Source organism: Saccharopolyspora elongata, from assembly GCF_004348985.1.
Classification (GTDB): Bacteria; Actinomycetota; Actinomycetes; order Mycobacteriales; family Pseudonocardiaceae; genus Saccharopolyspora; species Saccharopolyspora elongata.
On record NZ_SMKW01000095.1, the window covers coordinates 15,592 to 33,476 of the forward strand.

A 17,885-nucleotide genomic window follows, 5' to 3' on the forward strand; every position below is an offset into this window, starting at 1 on the left:
CCGATCATCCACCATTGACGGGGGGGCTATGGGCTTTTGGCCAGGTTGGCGAGGCGGACCGCGACGGTGATCCGGAAGAGCCGATCGGGCTCCTGCCAGTCCTCGCCGAGCAGCTCGGTCGTGCGTTCCAGGCGTTGGAGGACGGTGTTCTTGTGCACGTGGAGTGCACGGGCGGTGGCGACCGGGCTCATCCGGTTGCCGAGGTAGGCGGCGAGGGTGGGCAGGAGCTTGCCCGCGTGTTTGGCGTCCCAGTCCAGGACGGGCCCGATGACGCGCCGTACGTACCTCGTCACGCGTGCTTCCCTTGGGCCGAACAGGGCCGTGTACGGGAGGTACTCGTCGGTGGTGACGGCGGTGTCGTTCAGCCCGAGTGCGGGCAGGATCCGGACGCACGCCGAGGCCGCGTCGACCTGGGTGCGTAGGTCGTCGGTGACGTCGGCGATGCCTGCGCCGACCGCCAGAACCGGTGCCCGTACGGTGCGGCGCACCATGGTGTGGATGAGTGCGCTCGCGGTGGCTGGGTCGGGATAGGAGGTGATGGCCACGACTCGGTCGGCATGTTCGCCGACCGGGCCGCCGGTCCGGCGCAGGGCGCGGACGGCCCCGCGGCGCAGTTCGGCCGGCACCGAGATCACGACCACTGACCGCAGCTCGTCGAGCCGGATGCCCCGTGCGCGGGCGCGGGTGGCGATGTCGGCGCGGCGGTCGGGGTCGTCGGAGAGCATGTCGGCCAGCAAGTCGCCGCGGACGCGCTGCTCGGCCTCGAGCATGGCGTCCTGCTTGAGGTTGAGCAGCGCGGTGATCTGGGCGGCGCGTTCGGCGGTGCGCAGCTCGACGGGGCCGAACTCGACCTCGCCCTGCTCTAGCAGCAGCGCGCCCAGAAGGGTCGGCCCGGCGAGGACGGCGACGGCGTACGTGCCGTCGCTCGCGGGCGTGCACCGACCACTGTGGCGGCTGCGGTCGACGGCGTCGGCGACGGGGCCGTCGAGGTGTTCGGGGTCGCGAAGTGTGACGTGGCAGCGCAAAGCACGACCGAGCGCGGTCGCGACGTCTGGTGCTTGACCGCCTTGGAGCACGAGGCTGGTGAGGTCGCTGTGCACCTCGCTGGCCCGTTCCATCGCTTCGACGTGGCGGGCGAGCTCGCCGTAGGCGCGGCGGGCGTCGTCGGCCGAGTCCTGGGTGCGGGCGAGCAGGCGAGCGGTCTGCAGGACGATGGCGGCGTGGTCGGCAAAGGCTGACAGCAGGGAGATCTCCTCAGGGGAGAAAGCGTGCTCGACGCGGTTGGCGGCGAACAGCACCCCGATCACCTCGTCGCCGGCGAGTAGCGGGACGCCGAGCAGGGACACGAGGCCTTCCGCGGCCACGGCGGCGTCGATCGCGGAGTCGTGCGGGGCCTCGGTCATCGCGGCGTACTTGGACGTCCAGTAGGGACGGCGTCCTTCGACCACCTGGCTGGCCAGGCCCGCTCCGGGAGGCACTCGCAAGCCGAGGAACGACGGTGCGACCGTCCCGAGCGTGGTGCGCACGCGGAGTTCGCGGCTCTTCGCGTCGAACTCGGACAGGTAGGTGACGTCCGTGCCGACGAGGTCGTGCGCTCGTTCGACGAGCCGACCGAGCAGTTCATCGACGTCGCGAAGCTGGGCAAGCTCGCGCGCGGAGGAGAACAGCGCCGCGAGTTCCTGACCGCGGCGCCGCCAGCGCTCCGAGGTGGCACGCAGGCGGCGGATCTCGTAGCGGATTCGCGCGGTGTCCTGTTCGGGCAGGGTCACGCCGGTGAGCAGGCTGTCCACATCGATCTCCTGCTCGGCCGAAGCCGCCTGCAGCAGACCGACGACAACGTCGCTCGGGAGCGTCTCCGTCACGGGATTCACCTCGATCCGATGTGCCGATCGCCTAGAGCGACCTCGGGAATCCTGGGCGAATAATACATAGTCTGGACGGGTTCGCGCTCGTACTGTCCACACCGCGGGTGAGACGGTGTCTCCGCGAAACGAACCTTTCGTGCATACCATCCGTGAGCCCGGAACGATTCGCACCGACGCAGTCAAAGGAGACAGCGAGCATGACGCTTCACGTGGGCATCGACGTCGGTGGCACGTTCACCGACGCCGTGGCGATCGTCGACGGGCGCGCAATCCGGGGTAAGGCGTTCTCGACCAAGGACGTGACCACAGGGATCCTCGGCGCGCTGGGCGTGCTGCGGGAGCGCGCAGGGATGACCGAGGCCGAGTTCTTCGCCGCGATCGACCGATTCGTCCTGGGCAACACCATCGTCACGAACGCCGTGGATGAGCAGAAGTACGCCGCCGTGGGGCTGCTGACCACTCAGGGCTTCCGCGACACCCTGCGCATCGCCCGCTCGGCCCGCACAGACGAGCGCGACCCGCACAAGATGTCGCCGCCGCCGGACATCGTGGAGCGTCGCCGCATCGTCGAGGTCGCCGAGCGGGTCGACGCGCACGGCACCGTACTCGTCCCGCTCACCGAGGACGCGATTGCCACGGCCGTGGACGCGGTGCTGGCGACCGGCGCCGAGGCCATCGCGGTCTGCCTGCTGTGGTCGTTCCGCAATGCCGCCCACGAAAATGCGATCGGCGAGTACCTCGACAAGCATCACCTGGACATCCCGTACACGCTCTCCAGCAGGCTGACGCCGGTCTACCGCGAGTACGAGCGCATGGTCACCACCGCACTGGACGCCGCGGTGAAGCCGATCGTGGCGTCGCACTTCGACCGCCTCGCCGACGAGCTACGGAGCAGGGGGCTGCGAGCTCGGGTGCAGATCATGCAGGTGCACGGCGGGTTCCTGTCGGTGGAGGAGACCGGCAAGGCCCCGATCTCGATGTTCAACTCCGGTCCGGTCGGCGGCGTCGCCGGCGCGCGGCTGCTGGCCAAGCAGCTCGGCCGCCAGCGAGTGCTGACCGCGGACATGGGCGGCACGAGCCTCGACGCGGCCGCCATCATGGACGACGAGTTCCGGCTGCTGCCCCGCGCCGAGATCGGCGGCCTGCTCACCAGCCTGACCGCCGTGGACATCGAGACCATCGGCGCCGGCGGCGGCAGCCTCGCCTGGGTGGACGGACGGAACCTGCTGCGCGTCGGCCCGCACAGCGCGGGTTCCACGCCGGGCCCGGCATGCTACGGAAAGGGCGGCACCCGGCCCGCGGTCACCGACGCCGCACTCGTGCTCGGGCTGATCAACCCGGACTACTACCTCGGCGGCACCGTCCCCCTGTACGAGGACCAAGCGCGGGCCGCCCTGCGCAAGCACGTGGCCGAGCCGCTGGGCATCACCGAGGACGCGGCGGCCGAAGGCGTGTACCGGCTGGCGACGTCGCAGATGTCCAACGCGCTGCGCAAGATCACCGTGAACCGCGGCCACGACCCGCGCGAGTTCACCCTCGTCGGCTTCGGCGGCGCGTGCGGGCTGTTCGCGGCTAGCATCGCCGCCGAGGCCGGGGTCCGCGAGGTCGTGATCCCGCGCGACGCCGCGGTGTTCTCAGCGCACGGCCTCATGCACGCCGACTCGGTGTTCTCCGCGGTGCAGACGAGCCCGTGGACGATGGACCAGCCCGCGTCGGCGCTCGACAAGGAGTTCGCCGCCCTCGAGGAACGCGCACAAGCATGGTTCGAGGCCGAGGGGATCCCCGAGGACCGGCGCGAGCTGCACCGCGAGGCGGATATGAAGTTCGTGGGCCAGATCTTCGAGGTCACCACCCGCCTGCCGGCGGGCACCTTCGGCGAGGCGGACAAGGATGCGCTGCGCGCCCAGTTCATCGCCGACTACGAGCAAGAGTTCGGCGCCGGCACGGCCTGGACCGAGGCCGAGATTCTGCTGGTCAACTCGCGGGTCCGGGCCATCGGCCACAGCGACATACAGACGGTGGAGCAGATCGCGGGCACCGGCGAGGAGCGCCACGAGCTCACCCGCCGCGGCGTGATCGAGCCGCTCACCGGCGAGCGCGTCGAGATCAACGTGCACCGCGGGTTCGGTGCGCTCGGTCGGGCGACCGGTCCGTGCCTGCTAGAGGAGCCCGACACCACGGTCTACGTGCCCACTGGCGCCACCGTCGAGCTCATCGACAGCGGCGACTTTCTGCTGCGCCTCGCCGACCGCTGACCCCCCGCCCGTCAAAGGAGACGACCATGACCAGCACCCCGCGCACGCTGCCCGACGGGTTCGACCCCGTCACTCTCGAAGTGATCCGCATGCGCCTGGACTCCATCGTGGAGGAGATGGGCATCGCGATGATCCGCTCGTCGGGCTCCCCGGTGATCACCGAGGCCGGTGACTTCAACACCGCACTGTTCGACCCCACCGGCCGCATCTACGCCTACTCGGACTATGTCCAGTTCCACATCGGCTCTGGCAGCGTCGCTGTGCAGAACCTGGTCAAGGCGATCGAGGGTGAACCGCTCGCACCCGGCGACGCGTTCATCTGCAACGACCCGCACACCGCGGGCGCGAGCCACCCGCCGGACACCAACGTGATCTCGCCGATCTTCCATGGCGACGAGCTGATCGGCTGGGCTCAGTCGCAAGCGCACCTGGTCGACGTCGGTGGCATGACGCCCGGCGGGTTCGCGCCCGGCGCACACGACTGCTACGCCGAAGCGCTGCGGCTGCCGCCCGGCGTCAAGATCTTCGAGCGGGGCGAGCCCGTCGAGTGGGTGCGCCGGATCCTGCTCAACAACGTCCGCGTGCCCGCGCTGTTCTGGAACGACGTGCGCAGCCTGGTTGCGAGCAACAACACCGGCATCCGGCGGCTGCTGAGCACGATCGAAGAGTTCGGGCTCGAGCAGTTCCGTGACTACACGAGGCTGTCGTTCGAGCTGGCCGAGCAGGTCGTGCGCGACCGGATTGCCCGCATCCCCGACGGCACCTACACCGCCGAGGAGTGGACCGAGCACAACGGACACGTCGACGAGCTGTACCGCGTCGCGTGCACCATGACCAAACGCGACGACCAGATCACCTTCGACTTCACCGGCTCCAGCGAGCAGACCGACGGTTTCGTCAACTGCAGCTACGGTGCGCTGGTCGGCAGTGTAGCGACCGCCATCGTGCCTATTCTCGCGTGGGACGTTCCGTTCAACGAAGGCGTCATGACCGCGTTCGACATCGTCGCCGAGCCCGGGTCGATCGTGAATCCCCGGCCCCCGGCACCGATCAGCAACGGGCACCTCACCACCGGCGCCCGGGTCAGCCGCGTCGTCACGAAGCTGATGAACGACGCCTGCCGTGGCAGCGACGACGACACCATCCGCGACCGCACCCAGGGCGTGTGGGGCGACTCGTGGACCGGCGGGATCTCCGCGGGCACCACCGATGACGGCGAGTACTTCGTGCTGTTCAACATGGACGGCGGTGGCATGGGTGCCGGCGCTCAGCCGGACCGTGATGGCCTCGACTGCGCGGGGATGATGACGCAGGTCAACAACATGCTGCCGGACGTCGAGATGAACGAGATGCTGTACCCGGTGCTCTACCTGTGGAAGCAGCTCAACATCGACAGCGCCGGGCACGGCGCCCACCGCGGCGGGCTGGGCCTGCGCTTCGCGTGGACGCTGCACGGCGCCCAGGCGGTCACGCAGACGGTGTTCGCCCCGAGTGCCCAGGTCGTCGCCGACGGTTTCGGCGGTGGGCTGCCCGGCGGCGGCAGCGGCCACGAGGTCTGGCGCCGGACCGATGTTGCCCCGCTGCTCGCCGATGGCCTGGTGCCCGCCCCGGACAAGCTGAGCGCGGCGGACCGGGAGTTGCTGGCGATCAACCAGCAGTCGGTCAGGGTCCGCGCCGGAGACGTGTTTGTGCAGTGGATCGCCGGCGGAGGCGGTTACGGCGACCCGCTGCTGCGCGACCCGCAGCTCGTCGCCGCCGACGTCCGCGACGGCTACGTGACCGGCGAGACCGCGCAGCGCACCTACGGCGTGATCGTCACCGATGGCACCGTCGACGAGGCCGCCACCCGGCGAGCCCGCACCGCGCTGCGCCAGGAACGCCTCGGCAGCACCCCCGCCCAGCAGGTCCCGCCGAAGTCGCCGGCCGGGTCCTCCGCGCCACGCCGCGACGCCGACGGCTGGTACGTGCCAGCCAGCGGCGCTCGCCTGGGCACCGGCGAAGACTGGCGCGGCAAGGCGCGGAAGGTCACCTACGTCGCCGCCGAGCGGTTGGCCGAGTACGGAGTCCGTGTCCGCCCGCGTACCGAGGGCCGCCGCGTGCTGATCGACGAGTTCTACAGTCCCTCGTGCGGCACCCTCCTGGAGGCCCGCGTTCGGGTGGATGCGGCCGAGAGCTGACGAGTCACCTACAGATCAGGGGCGAACATGACCATCAACGACGACGGCACGATTGTGGGCATGCTGCCTGGCGGGCTGTCTCGGGGCGCGCTGCGCGGCATCGTGGTTCTGGATATCACCCGGGTCGTGGCGGGCCCGTTCTGCTCGATGCTGCTGGCCGACCTCGGCGCGACCGTGATCAAGATCGAGAACCCGAAGGACCCGGACTACACCCGGGACTTCCCGCCGAAGCTGACGTCCTCGTCCGGTGAGCCGGGCGGACCGGACGCGGAGTTCAGCGCGTTCTTCGCGCAGTACAACCGGAACAAGTTCGGCCTCACCCTCGATCTATCCACTGAGGACGGTAAGGACCTGCTCAAGAAGCTGGTGCGACGTGCCGACGTCCTGGTCGAGAACTTCCGGCCGGGCACGATGGACAAGCTCGGCGTCGGCTACGACGTGCTGCGTGGGGAGAACCCGCGCCTGGTGTACACGGCGATCTCCGGTTACGGCCAGACCGGACCGTACCGGCGCCGGCCCGCTTACGACAACAGCGCGCAGGCCACCGGCGGCCTGTGGTCGATGAACGGGTTCCCGGACTGGCCACCCGCTCGCATCGGCACCATCATTGGCGACCTGTCCGCGACGCTGTACGCCGTCATCGGCACCCTGGCCGCACTGCGGCACGCAGAAAAGACAGGCGAGGGACAGCTGGTCGATGTGTCCCAACAGGACTCAGTGCTCAGCCTCACGGAGAACGCTGTCGTGTCCTACACCGTCGACGGCAAGGTCCCCGGGCCGCTGGGCAACGAACATCCCTTCGTCAAGCCCTACGAGCTCTACCCATGCAAGGATGGGTTCGTGTTCTTCGGCGGCTATACCGACAAGTTCTGGCGTTTGTCTTGCGACCTGTTCGGACAGCCCGAGCTCGCTGACGACCCCGAAATCGACACCATGGCCAAGCGATTCGTACCCGAGGTCTACGAACGACGGGTCCGGCCGCTGCTGCACAAGTGGTTCGAGGACAAGACGAAGGCCGAGTTGGAGGAGATCGTCGGTGACGCCGTGCCGTTGAGTGCGATCAAGAACATCGGCGAGGTCGTCGAGGACCCGCAGATCGCCGCGCGCGACATGATCGTCGACGTCGAGTACCCCGAGTTCGGGCAGCTGCGCATGTTCGGCTCGCCCATCAAGCTCGCCGGCACGCCCACTCAGCCACGTGGGCTCGCGCCGAAGGTCGGTGAGCACGCCGACACGGTCCTGCGGGCACTCGCCGACCTCGACGACGAGCGCATCGCCGAGCTGCGCGAGAAGGGGGTGATCTGATGAGCGGCATTGCCCTCGACCGCGACGGCGCGGTCGCGATCATCCGGTTCAACCGTCCGGACAAACTCAACGCGCTCACACTCGCAATGTACGAAGAACTCGGCGAGGCCTTCGCCGAGGTCCGCGACGACGACTCTCTCGCCGTCGCGATCCTCACCGGCAGCGGAGACCGAGCCTTCTGCGTCGGCGCCGACCTCACCGAGTCCATCCCCGCCCTGGCGGAGGGGCGTTTCGACATTTCCGAATGGGATGATGCGCACCAGAAGCACACTGCGCTGTTCAAACCGGTGATAGCCGCGATCAACGGCCTCTGCCTCGGCGGCGGGTTCGAGATCATGCTGTCCACCGACATCCGCATCAGTGCCGACACCGCCGAGTTCGGTCTGCCCGAGAGCGGTGTCGGCGTCGTGCCCGCCGGTGGCACGCTCACCCGGCTCACACGGCAGATCCCGTACGTCTGGGCGATGGAGCTGATGCTCCACGGTGACCGGATCCCGGCTACCCAAGCTCTACGGTACGGCCTGCTCAACGACGTCGTCCCCGCGTCGCAGCTGCTCGAGGCCGCGCTCGACCGCGCTCACCGGCTGGTGGGCAAGAGCGGCACCGCGCTCGCGACGATCAAAGAGGCCGTCCTTCGCCTCGGCGACCTCCCGCAGGACCAGGCCTTCCACAGCGAAGCCCTCTACGGTCAGAAGGCCTTCACCTCACCCGACGCCCGCGAAGGCCTCAGCGCCTTCGCTGAACGCCGTCCGCCGGACTTCCCGTCCCGCCACGGCACCAAGCCCCCTCCTAACTGAGAGGGACCAGTGATTAGGGTGTCGCCCGGACCCGCTCGCATCGAATTAGCTGGTGATGATCGCGGCGTCCGGGTGCTGCTCAAAATGGGCTCGGGCGGCCTCCGCAAGCTCCCCAGCGGAGTTGCAAGCGGCAGTGAACTGGGCCAACAACGCGGTGAGCTGGATCCTCATCGCCTCCTCGACCATGCCTGGCTGGCGCAACTGCTCGGTGCGGAAGACGCTGTGGTGCCGGGAGGAATAGCCGCTAGGCAGGATCGAGTTCTCGTAGTCGTCGTGGCTGGCGCGGTAGATGGCGAAGCCCCAGGTAGTGGCGGATCCGGTGTAGCGCAACCGCAGAAGCGGCAGGGTGGTGCCGTCGGAGAGTTCGCCGGTGACGTAGGCACTTCGCCGCCTACGACGTGCACCGGGCCCACGTGATCGGACGCTGCGAACCCACCACTGGCATCGCCCCGTTCTCTCGCCTGGTCGACCAGGTCATGACCATCGAGCCCTACGCCAGCGCCCGCCGCGTGTTCTGGATCGTGGACAACGGGGCATCCCACCGCAACTGGGCCGCGGCTGCCCGTATGAACGACGCCTTTTCCAACGCCCACATGGTCCACTTACCGGTACACGCCTCGTGGTTGAACCAGGTGGAGATCTACTTCTCCGCTGTGCAGCGCAAAGCGCTCACCTCGGACGACTTCCTCGATCTCGACGAGGTCGCCGAACGGCTGCTGTCCTTCCAAGACCACTACAACGCCACCGCCCACCCCTTCGACTGGACCTTCACCAGCCACGATCTCAACCGGCTGCTCACCAGGATCGGCAGTCACGATCGCCACGCACCACAACCACTGACCGCATGATCAATCCCCGACGAACTAACGGGCGCGACCACTAGCGGTTCGTGGTCTGTTCGGGGATCCGGATGCGGTATTGCGCCATCTTGCGGTAGATCGTCGCTCGACCGACGCCGAGTTCGGTCGCCGCCTGCGCCACGGTCGTCCCCGGCTCGGTCAGGCATCGGATGATCTCGTCGCGTTCGACGGCCTGGAGTCGGGTGAGCGGGCGGCCTGGGCTGGTGAAGACCTCAGCCGGTAGGTGGTGCAGGTCGATCGTCGTGGCACCTGCAGCCGCCTCACGCATCACCTTCCGGAGCTGGCGGATGTTTCCCGGCCAGTCGTAGGAGGTCAGCGCTCGCTCCGCGGCCGAGGTGAAGGTCACGGCACGGCCCCGGTCCTGGCGGACGAAGTGGCGGGCGAGGGGGAGGATGTCGTCCGGGTGGGAGCGCAGGGCGGGTGCCTCCACCACGGCGTCGACCAGCGGGCGCAGCTCCTCCGGGATCGCGTAGTCCCTCCGGGCGGTGATGACGAATGGTTGCAGCCGGTCGGTGGCCCGGTGCACCGCGCTGAACAGTCGGGCCAGTTCGGTCGTGGCCCAGGCCGGCAGCGCGTCCACGTCGGAGACGATGATGCAGGTGTTGTCCTTGCCGAGTTCAGGAACCCACAGCGTCAGCCACGCTTCGATGTCTTCCGGCGCTGGAGGTCGGGCGCTGAGCACGCGTTCCCGCGTCAGCTCCCGGCGGGCCAGCGACACCAGAGCCGTTTTGCCCGCCCCCGGCTCGCCGATGACCGCGACGCGCAGCCCCTGCTGGAACGCCGTGCGTGCTTGCGCGACTGCATTGGTCCACGTGGGCGACAGCGCGGCGAAGGTGGTGCTCGGCTGCTGGAGGCGGTCGGCGTAGACCCGGAACACCTCGCCGCGAGGCATCGGTCGGATCTTGCGCCCCGCGCTGCGCGCCAGCATCAGCGAGGTGGTGTTTCCGGCCGCTGCCTGGGCGAGGGCCAGCAGGAGCTCGGATGAGGAGTCGGACCAGGTGGTGAGGTTGATGCTGCCGGCGATGCCGCCGTTGACCGGATCCAGGACGGGAGCAGCGGCGCAGGTGTAGCCGCGCAGGCCGGTGCAGTAGTGCTCGTTCGCCCGCACCAGTGACGGAGTGCGATCGGCCAGGGCGAGGCCGAGCCCGTTGGTGCCGGCGTTGCGTTCGGCGAAGTAGAACCCGGGTGCGAGGTGTACCCGATCGAGTGAACGGTTGATCGAGCTGTCCTCGGACATCCTGCCCAGCACGAGGCCGTCGCTGTCGGTGACCATCATGCTCACCGGTTCGTTGGCCAGCGTCGCCTGCAGGCCGCGGAGCACCTCGTGGCCGCATTCGTACAGCAGCGAGTCGGTATCCACCGAGCCGGTGAACACCGGGCGCAGCTCGTCCGCTGCCAACCCGTAGCGCTCGCTGCGCCGCCAGGAGGCGCGCAGTCGCGGAGCGATTCCGGCCGCCCGGCGGGGCGAGAAGGGGCACTCTGCCGTGTCCGTGTGGGGTGCGCGCTGGGGTTTGTCCATTTCCGGCCTCCACGCGACGCGTCGTCGCGCCGACCTCGGCCACGGTAACGCCATATGCGCTGATCCTCATAGGTCAGCATGTCTCAAACTGAGACACGTGGAGGCTCCCCGGCCCCTGCCGTCGTGTCTAGCGTTCCGACCCAACGTGCCACAGCAGCCACGTAGGGGAGGGTGCAGACATGTACCGCAAGGACGGCGAGAATTACTTCATCGTCGACGCGCACATCGCGCTTTGGGACGCGCGTCCCGAAAACCAGCTCAACATCCACGGCAAGCAGTTCATCGACTGCTTTTACGACTACCACCGCAACCTGAGCCCGGAGTCGGAGCTGTGGTCGTACGAGGAGTACCTCTACTACGGCGGTGAGCGCCTGATGCGCGACCTGTTCACCGACGGGTACGTCGACCACGCCATCTTCCAGCCAGCCCACCTCGGCGCCTTCTACCGCACCGGCTTCGGGCAGACCGAGGAAGCGTTCGCGCTCGCCCAGCAGCACCCGGACAAGCTGACCTACAACCACTGCTGGGACCCGCGCTTCGAACAGGCCGGGCTCGATCAGCTCCGGCGCGACGCCGAGCGGTTCTCGCTCAAGGGCGTCAAGCTCTACACCGCGGAGTGGCACGGCGACTCCCGCGGCTACAAGCTGGACGACCCGTGGACCTACCGATACCTGGAAGCCTGCCAGGAACTGGAAATCCGCAACATCCATATCCACAAGGGACCGACGATCCGGCCGCTGGACCGGGACGCCTTCGACGTCGCCGACGTCGACAAGGCCGCCACGGATTTCCCGGAGCTGAACTTCGTCGTCGAGCACTGCGGTCTTCCGAGGTTGGAGGACTTCTGCTGGATCGCGACGCAGGAACCGAACGTGCACGCCGGGCTGGCCGTGGCGATGCCGTTCATCCACACCCGGCCGCGGTACTTCGCGCAGATCATCGGCGAGCTCCTGTACTGGCTCGACGAGGACCGGATCCAGTTCTCCAGCGACTACGCGCTGTGGACGCCGAAGTGGTTGGTGGAGCGGTTCGTGGAGTTCCAGATCCCCGAGGACATGGTCGAGTACGCGCCGATCACCGTGTCGCAGAAGAAGAAGATCCTGGGGCTCAACGCGGCGGCCATGTACGGCATCGAGGTCCCGGAAGGCCTCGGCCTGGCAGAGCAGGCGGTGGCCTGAGATGCACCCGGTACTGCTGGAGCGGGCGGCGCGGGCGGCGCTGGACACGGTTATGGACCCGGAGCTGGACGAACCGATCACCGACCTCGGTTTCGTGCGGTCGCTGGGGGCGACGGCAGACGGGGTGGTCACCGCGCACCTGCGGCTGCCGACGTCGTTCTGCGCACCGAACTTCGCCTACCTGATGGCATCCGACGCCAAGGACGTGCTCCGGGCGCTGCCGGGTGTCACCGACGTGGTGGTGGTGCTCGACGAACACCACGACTCGGAGCTGATCAACCGCGGTCTCGCCGCGGACGCGGGATATCGCGGCACGTTCCCGCATGAGGCGAAGGACGACCTCGAGCAGCTGCGCCTGACGTTTCGCCGCAAGGCGCACGCCGCGGCGATGGAGCGCTCGCTGGGCCTGCTGCTCAAGGTGGATCCCGAGCTCACCGAGGAGGACCTGCACGACGTCACGATCGCTGATCTACTCCCCGACGCGCCCACGACGAGGTCGTTGCTGCAACGGCGGGAAGCGCTCGGCCTGAGCATCGCTGCGTCGGCTCCCGTGCTTGTGAATGACCACGGGCACCCCTGCTCGCGCGCGGAAGTTCCGCTGCGCCTGCGCTTCGCCCGCGCGATCCGGATCTCGATCGAGGGCAACGCGCACTTCTGCCGCGGCCTGCTGCGCACCCGCTACCCGGAGTCGGCCGCCGACCAGGCTCCCCACGCACACGCGGCGGAGCACCTGCAGCTGAAGGAGAACGGATCATGAAGGCAGTCCAGGTCGTCGGCTACGACCAGCCGCTCCGCCTGACCGAAGTCCCTACCCCCGAGGTCACCGGCCCCTACGACGTGATCGTCCGGATCGGTGGCGCCGGTGTGTGCCGGACCGACCTCCACATCCTCGAAGGCCAGTGGGCCGAGAAGACCGGCGTCGCGCTGCCCTACACGATCGGGCACGAGAACGCGGGGTGGGTGCACGCGATCGGCAGCGCCGTCACCAATGTCACCGAAGGCGACAAGGTGATCGTGCACCCCCTGATCACCTGCGGTCTCTGCCGCGCGTGCCGGTTCGGCGACGATGTGCACTGCGAGCAGTCGCTGTTCCCCGGCATCGACACCGCCGGCGGATACGCCGAGTACCTCAAGACCTCGGCTCGCAGCGTCGTGCGCATCGACGACTCCCTCGAACCCGCCGACGTCGCGGCGCTGGCCGACGCGGGCCTGACCGCCTACCACGCCGCCGCGAAGGCCGCCAGAACCCTGCGGCCTGGAGACCGCTGCGTGGTGATCGGCGCGGGCGGGCTCGGGCACATCGGGATCCAGGTGCTGAAAGCCCTGACCCCGGCAGAACTCGTCGTCGTGGACCGCAACCCGGACGCGGTGAAGCTTGCCGTGTCCATCGGAGCCGACCACAGCGTCGTCGCTGACGGCGACCACGTCCAGCAGGTGCTCGACCTGACCGGCGGGCACGGCGCGGAAGCCGTCATCGACTTCGTCGGCGAAGGCGGCGCCACCCGCGACGGCGTCCGCATGCTCCGCCGCGCCGGCGACTACCACGTGGTCGGCTACGGCGAGAACATCGACGTCCCGACCATCGACATCATCTCGGCCGAGATCAACTTCATCGGCAACCTCGTCGGCTCCTACAACGACCTGTGCGAACTGATGGTCCTCGCCGCGCAGGGCCGTGTCCGGCTGCACACCAGCAAGTACCCGCTCGACCGCTTCCAAGACGCCCTCGACGATCTCGACGCCGGCCGCATCCGCGGCCGCGCCATCCTCACGCCCTGACCCAGCAGAAACGACAGGAAAGCCGCACGCACCGGGAGCCGCAATGGAACGCATGCGAACAATGATCAGCCCAGGCCGTTATGTGCAGGGCAAAGGCGCTCTCCACCGCGTCGGGGACTACCTCGAGCAGCTTGGCTCGTCACCACTTTTCGTGGCGGATGACCTGGTTTGGGGATTCGTCGGGCACGACATCGAATCATCGCTTCGGAAAGCGGGCCTGCCGCTGGTGCGCGAGAAGTTCAATGGCATTCCCAGCGCTCTTGAGGTGGACCGTCTCGTCGATGTCATCAAGCAGACCGGCGCTGACGTCGCCGTGGCGGTAGGCGGTGGGAGCACCATTGACGCGGTCAAGGCCGCAGGCTTCCTGGCAGGTGTTCGCTGGGCCAACTGTCCGACGGTCGCGTCGACGGATGCACCCTGCAGCGCGCTGTCAGTAATTTACACCGAGAACGGCGAGTTCGAGGAGTACCGGTTCTTCCCCCGCAACCCGGACCTCGTGTTGATCGACTCGCAGGTGGTCGCGAACGCACCCGCGTCCTTCCTGGTCGCCGGGGTGGGTGATGCCTTGGCCACCTGGCTCGAAGCCCGGGCGACCGCGCAATCCGGCTCGAAGACGATGGCCGGCGGTCTGCCCACCGTCACCGGCACCGCATTGGCGAAGTTGAGCTGGGATGTTCTCTGGGAAAACGCGCTTCCCGCCATCGACGCTGTCATGGACAACCAGGTGACGCCAGCGGTCGAAAAGGTGATTGAGGCGAACACACTTCTTTCCGGGCTTGGCTTCGAGTCGGGAGGTCTTGCCGCGGCCCACGCGATCCACAATGGCCTCACGGCGGTCGGTGCGACGCACGGACTCGCCCACGGTCAGAAGGTGAACATCGGGTCGTTGACCCAGTTGGTTCTCGAGGGCGCCCGGACCAGTGACATCCGTGACTTTATTGAGTTCACAACGCAAGTCGGGCTGCCGACGACACTCATCGAGGTCGGCCTCAAGTCTGATGACACGGAGTCGCTGCGCACCGTCGCAGCAGCGTCGACGGTGGAAGGCGAGACCATCCACTCGATGCCCTTCGACGTGACCAGCGACGATGTCGCCAGTGCACTGGCATCCCTCGACCGGTTCTCCGTGCAGGTCCGCGAAGCCGCGAAGTTGCCAAGCCCAGTGCCCTACACGACATGCCACTGACTGGCCCTGGCTCGGCGAGGTGGCCGTGCCCAGGAGTCCTGACCTCGCAATTCCACTACAGGTTGGAGAAAGCAATGTCCGAACAAGGTAAATCGCCGCGCGTCGCACTGGTCACGGGTGCCGCGCGAGGCATCGGCAAGGGCATCGCGCTGCGCCTGGCCGCTGACGGCCTGGACGTCGCGGTCAACGACATCGAGGCCAACACCGACCAGCTCAAGGGGGTCGCCGACGAGATCGCGGCGACGGGCCGGCGGGCAACGACGGTCGTGGCTGACGTGTCCGACCCGGACGCGGTGCAGTCCATGGTGGAGCAGGTGGCCGCTGAGCTCGGGCAGCTCAACGTCATGGTCGCCAACGCCGGGATCGCCAACGTCAAGCCACTGCTGGAAAGCACGCCCGAGGAGTTCGACCACCTGATGTCGATCAACCTCCGCGGCGTGTACCTCTGCTACACCGCGGCGGCCAAGCAGATGATCAAGCAAGGAGATGGCGGAAAGATCATCGGAGCGGCCTCGATCGTGGCCTACCGGCCGTTCCCGCTGCTCGGCCCGTACTCGGCCTCCAAGTGGGCGGTACGCGGGCTGACCCAGGCCGCCGCGATGGAGTGGGCGCAGCACGGTATCACCGTGAACGCCTACTGCCCCGGGATCGTGGGTACCGCGATGTGGGACTACATCGACGAGAAGCTTGCGGAGAACGAGGGCCTCCGCAAGGGCGCGGCCATCGAGAAGTACTCCGAGCTGATCCACCTTGGCCGGGTCTCGGTGCCGGAGGACGTCGCGAGCTTCGTGTCCTACCTGGCCTCACCGGACTCCGACTACATGACCGGCCAGTCGGTGATGATCGACGGCGGCATTCAGTTCTCCTGATCGCTGGCGGGTGCGGGCTTGTCGGCGAAAAGACCGCCGACAAGCCCGCACCCAGGGCGGCCGGATTCCCCGGTCGGCGAAGCCGGTCGTTCAATCGCCTCCATCGTCGCCGTTGTTGCTGTCCCACGATCCGCGCCGGTTCTTCTTCGGCTGCACTGCCATGAGCACTGCGGCCCCGGCCATCGCCAACAAACCCAGTCCCAAGTATGAGGTCCAGCGAGCTCAGATCGCCTGGATGTGGCTTTCCACTCCGGGGAGCTGAAGCGCTTATCCGAAGTGGGCGTCAAGGGTGCGGCTGCAACGACTGCCGCTGAAGTGCCGGGAGGTCGCCAGCCCGCGGAGGTCGACGGGCCAGGTCTCGACCACTTCGTCGTCACCTTCGAAGGACGTACTCTCCCAACCAACGATCAGTTACCCCACGCCCCACGCACGCATCGCAGCTGCACCGTTTCCCCTGACAGTCCCAGTTCTACACGGTCATGGCGCTGGCGCCCACTGAGTCCACGAGATCGTCGATCCGCAGGGTGCCCTCGGCATGAGCAGCTCGGTGATCCTGCGCCGTCGATCCTGTTGCTTCCCGGACGGGCGTCGACCGGATGTTGCGGACACCGTCGCTCCCTTCACACCTTGGTCCTCCACCGGCAGGCGCCCGTCCTCCTCGCCCCTGCGGTGCGCACTCCTCGACGTCCGGAACCGCGCCGACGTCATCATCATTCGAAAGCTATTGCAATGTTGGCTTTCTGACGCCGCCCCGCGACAGGTGTCAGGGGCCACTACTCCAGCGAAGGGGCATGGCGCCGGCGTAGTGCCGATCACGCGTCGAAACAACCGACTCGAATCGGCGCCATGCCCTGCCAACGGGAGATTCGTTGGATTAGGTGGCACAGGCCAACGCGCTGCGTTCGGCTGGCGGCACTCGTGGACACGTGTTGCCCTGCGCCAGTACCGGACCCGGCTCACTCCATTTCGGACAGTCATCGGTGTACCGCTGCGCCAATGCCGGCATGACGAGAGGAACGGCACCATGAGTCTTGGTGAGATCTTCCTGTGGGAGTTGCTGGGAACGGCGACGCTCACCCTGCTGGGTTGCGGGGTGAGCGCGAACGTGATCTTGCGAAAATCCTTGGGACACAACGGCGGCTGGCTGTTGGTGAACATCGGCTGGGGTCTCGCGGTCTTCGCCGGCGCCAGCATCGCGTCCCCGAGCGGCGCTCACCTCAACCCGGCCGTGACGCTGGGTCTGGCGGTGAACGGTCAGGTCCCGTGGTCACAGGTGCCGGTCTGCATCGTCGGGCAGTTCGCCGGCGGCACGCTCGGTGCACTGCTGTGCTGGGCTGCCTACAAGCTGCAGTTCGACACCCACGACGACCCGGCCAACACCCGCGGGATCTTCTGCACCGGACCGACCGTGCTGAATGCGCCGTGGAACCTCGTCACCGAGATCATCGGCACCTTCGTGCTGGTCTTGTGGATCATCCTCAGCCCCGGTGCCGAAGCGGGCCCGGACGGCGTGCCGCAGTTCGGCAACTCCGCGCTGGGCTACGCCGCGGTCGCCTTCCTCGTGATCGGCATCGGCAACTCGCTCGGCGGCCCCACCGGGTACGCCATCAACCCGGCGCGCGACCTCGGGCCTCGCATCGCCTACGCGATCCTGCCCATCTACGGCAAGGGATCGGCCGAGTGGGGATACTCCTGGGTCCCGATCGTCGGACCGGTCATTGGCGGGATGCTGGCCGGTGGACTGGCGCTGGTCCTGCCCGTCAGCTGACGCCAGGGGTCGAAGGAGCGAAATCGAGGTGCGGTAGAGCGAGAATGGTGTCCACACCCAAGGGGGAAGCCCATCGGGGGCAGACGACGTAGCGGATAAGGATGCCGAGCTGGCCCGGTTGCGTAAGCGGGTCGCGGAGTTGGAGACCGAGAAAGAGATCTTGCGTAAAGCAGCCGCCTATTTCGCGCAGGAGACGGGTGGATGACTCACCGCTACCGGTTCATCTCCGCCCACCGTGCCGTCTACGGCGTCCAGCGGTTATGTCGCGTGCTCGAGGTGGCCCGCTCGGGCTTCTACGCCTGGCTCGGGCGTGGGCCCGCTCGCCAG

13 protein-coding genes and 1 pseudogene are annotated in these 17,885 nt (G+C 67.9%); 11 read left to right on the forward strand and 3 right to left on the reverse strand.

What is annotated here, in order from left to right:
• Nucleotides 1–26 precede the first annotated feature (26 nt).
• Complete coding sequence (locus tag E1288_RS40395; protein WP_165968523.1) at nucleotides 27–1,862, reverse strand: helix-turn-helix domain-containing protein; 1,836 nt, start codon at nucleotides 1,860–1,862, stop codon at nucleotides 27–29.
• A gap of 200 nt (nucleotides 1,863–2,062) precedes the next feature.
• Here E1288_RS40395 and E1288_RS40400 point away from each other — a divergent pair, with 200 nt between their 5' ends.
• From E1288_RS40400 to E1288_RS40415, 4 genes are read left to right on the forward strand one after another with little or no spacing between them, the layout of a single operon-like run.
• On the forward strand, nucleotides 2,063–4,120 hold the full coding sequence (locus tag E1288_RS40400) for a hydantoinase/oxoprolinase family protein (RefSeq protein ID WP_132493956.1): 2,058 nt from the start codon (nucleotides 2,063–2,065) through the stop codon (nucleotides 4,118–4,120).
• Between the two features lie 26 nt (nucleotides 4,121–4,146).
• Nucleotides 4,147–6,297, forward strand: a complete 2,151-nt coding sequence (locus E1288_RS40405) for a hydantoinase B/oxoprolinase family protein (protein WP_132493957.1) — start codon at nucleotides 4,147–4,149, stop codon at nucleotides 6,295–6,297.
• 27 nt (nucleotides 6,298–6,324) lie between these two features.
• Nucleotides 6,325–7,602 (forward strand): CaiB/BaiF CoA transferase family protein, encoded by a 1,278-nt coding sequence (locus E1288_RS40410; protein ID WP_132493958.1) that lies wholly within the window; start codon nucleotides 6,325–6,327, stop codon nucleotides 7,600–7,602.
• The gene (locus E1288_RS40415; RefSeq protein ID WP_132493959.1) at nucleotides 7,602–8,399 is read left to right on the forward strand and encodes an enoyl-CoA hydratase/isomerase family protein; all 798 of its coding nucleotides are present in this window, start codon (nucleotides 7,602–7,604) and stop codon (nucleotides 8,397–8,399) included. The genes E1288_RS40410 and E1288_RS40415 overlap by 1 nt, the downstream gene beginning before the upstream one ends.
• A gap of 45 nt (nucleotides 8,400–8,444) precedes the next feature.
• On the opposite strand, the gene E1288_RS48340 is transcribed toward E1288_RS40415, so the two are convergent.
• Complete coding sequence (locus E1288_RS48340) at nucleotides 8,445–8,729, reverse strand: hypothetical protein (RefSeq protein ID WP_207954829.1); 285 nt, start codon at nucleotides 8,727–8,729, stop codon at nucleotides 8,445–8,447.
• A 65-nt stretch (nucleotides 8,730–8,794) separates the two neighbouring features.
• Here E1288_RS48340 and E1288_RS40425 point away from each other — a divergent pair.
• Nucleotides 8,795–9,247 (forward strand): annotated as a pseudogene (locus tag E1288_RS40425) (transposase); the annotation flags it as partial.
• Between the two features lie 31 nt (nucleotides 9,248–9,278).
• On the opposite strand, the gene E1288_RS40430 reads toward E1288_RS40425, so the two are convergent.
• Entirely contained in the window at nucleotides 9,279–10,778 is a 1,500-nt protein-coding gene (locus E1288_RS40430) for an AAA-type ATPase lid domain-containing protein (protein ID WP_132493960.1), read from the reverse strand.
• Between the two features lie 179 nt (nucleotides 10,779–10,957).
• Between E1288_RS40430 and E1288_RS40435 the strand changes: the two genes are divergently transcribed.
• From E1288_RS40435 to E1288_RS40465, 6 genes are all read left to right on the forward strand, one after another.
• Nucleotides 10,958–11,956 (forward strand): amidohydrolase family protein, encoded by a 999-nt coding sequence (locus E1288_RS40435; protein ID WP_132493961.1) that lies wholly within the window; start codon nucleotides 10,958–10,960, stop codon nucleotides 11,954–11,956.
• A 1-nt stretch (nucleotide 11,957) separates the two neighbouring features.
• A complete protein-coding gene (locus tag E1288_RS40440) occupies nucleotides 11,958–12,713 on the forward strand; it encodes a metal-sulfur cluster assembly factor (RefSeq protein ID WP_132493962.1) in 756 nt (251 codons plus the stop codon).
• Complete coding sequence (locus tag E1288_RS40445; RefSeq protein ID WP_132493963.1) at nucleotides 12,710–13,735, forward strand: NAD(P)-dependent alcohol dehydrogenase; 1,026 nt, start codon at nucleotides 12,710–12,712, stop codon at nucleotides 13,733–13,735. The genes E1288_RS40440 and E1288_RS40445 overlap by 4 nt, the downstream gene beginning before the upstream one ends.
• A 43-nt stretch (nucleotides 13,736–13,778) precedes the next feature.
• On the forward strand, nucleotides 13,779–14,921 hold the full coding sequence (locus tag E1288_RS40450; RefSeq protein WP_132493964.1) for a glycerol dehydrogenase: 1,143 nt from the start codon (nucleotides 13,779–13,781) through the stop codon (nucleotides 14,919–14,921).
• 74 nt (nucleotides 14,922–14,995) lie between these two features.
• Complete coding sequence (locus E1288_RS40455) at nucleotides 14,996–15,790, forward strand: acetoin reductase (RefSeq protein WP_132493965.1); 795 nt, start codon at nucleotides 14,996–14,998, stop codon at nucleotides 15,788–15,790.
• A gap of 1,024 nt (nucleotides 15,791–16,814) precedes the next feature.
• Nucleotides 16,815–17,558, forward strand: coding sequence for an MIP/aquaporin family protein (locus E1288_RS40465; RefSeq protein WP_132493966.1), 744 nt, complete (start codon nucleotides 16,815–16,817; stop codon nucleotides 17,556–17,558).
• Nucleotides 17,559–17,885: the final 327 nt, after the last annotated feature.